Below are 1,440 nucleotides of genomic sequence, written 5' to 3' on the forward strand. Positions count from 1 at the left end.
CTGGAGGGCAAGGTGGTGGTGGCCGACATGGTCGAGACCGCCAATCACTATGTGCCCGAGCTGCGCGCCAAGGGCGCTGACATTGTGGTAGTGGTGGCGCATACCGGCATCAACGCCAGCAGCTACGAGGCCATGATGGAGAACTCCGCCTGGCATCTGGCCAAGGTGCAAGGGGTGGATGCCCTGATGCTGGGTCATGCTCACAAGAACTTCCCGGGCGACTTCCCGGATCTGCCGGAGGTGGACAACCAGGCCGGCACCCTGCGCGGTGTACCGACCGTGATGCCTGGCTACTGGGGCAATCACCTCGGTATCATAGACCTCACTCTGGAGCAGGTGGGTGGCAAGTGGCAGGTGAAACAGAGCCAGGCCAGCCTGCGCAAGATTGACTCCAGCGAAGGCAGCGCCGTGGATCAGCGGGTTGTGGATCTGGTGCAGGCGGATCACGACGCCACCAACCAATGGCTGGATGAGCCGCTCGGCAAGATCACCTCCTCCATCCATAGCTTCTTCGCTCTGGTGCAGGACGACCCTTCGGTGCAATTGGTGAGCGATGCCCAGCGTCGCTACGCCGAGCAGCTGCAACAGGACGGTCTGCTCAAGGAGCCCTACCCGATCCTGTCGGTGGCGGCGCCCTTCCGTGGCGGTCGCAATGGCATCAACGACTTCACTTATGTGGCCCAGGGTGACATCTCCCTGCGCAACGTCTCTGACCTCTACATCTATCCGAATACTTTGCAGGTGGTCGAGGTGAATGGTGCCACCGTCAAGGAGTGGCTGGAGATGAGCGCCGGTCAGTTCAACCAGATCGACACCGGCAAGAAAGAGGTGCAGTGGCTGGTGAACGAAAAGTTCCCCACCTACAACTTCGACGTGATCGATGGGGTGAACTACGAGGTGGATATCACCCAGCCGGCCCGTTACAGCAAGGAAGGGCTCAAGGTCAGCGATGGTCAGCGCATCAGCGCGCTCACCTTCAACGGTCAGCCCATGGATCCGGCCCAGAAGTTCTACGTGGTGACCAACAACTACCGTGCCAGCGGTGGCGGCCACTTCCCGGGTGTCGACGGTAGCAACATAGTGCATGAAGATCCCTCCGAGACACGGGAGATCATAGCCCAGTACCTGAAGGCCCAGTCTGCTGACAACCCGGGTGGTTTCAGCCCTGCGGCCAACAACAACTGGCACATGAAGGCTCTGCCGGCCAACGTGGACGTGCGGCTCTACTCCTCCCCCCGCGAAGAGGCCAGGCAGCTGGCTGGCGCGGATCTGGAGTACAAGTCCACCCTGCCGATGGACGATGCCCAGCACCCCGGCTACGCCATCTTCCGGCTGATCCGTCAGTAATACCTGACTGAAACCGGCGATAAAAAAAGCCCTCGCAGTGCGAGTAATGCCAGTCAGTTAAGCCTGACTGGCATTGTTTTTATTGGTTTTTTT

The 1,440-nt window shown here is 60.1% G+C and carries 1 protein-coding gene; it reads left to right on the top strand.

What is annotated here, in order from left to right; translation table 11 throughout:
- Positions 1-1,347, top strand: a 1,347-nt coding sequence (locus tag AAC083_RS02280; protein ID WP_258224861.1) for a bifunctional 2',3'-cyclic-nucleotide 2'-phosphodiesterase/3'-nucleotidase, incomplete at its 5' end; no start/stop codon positions are given.
- Positions 1,348-1,440: the final 93 nt, after the last annotated feature.

Source organism: Aeromonas sp. HMWF014 (assembly GCF_963878295.1).
GTDB classification, from domain to species: Bacteria; Pseudomonadota; Gammaproteobacteria; order Enterobacterales; family Aeromonadaceae; genus Aeromonas; species Aeromonas popoffii.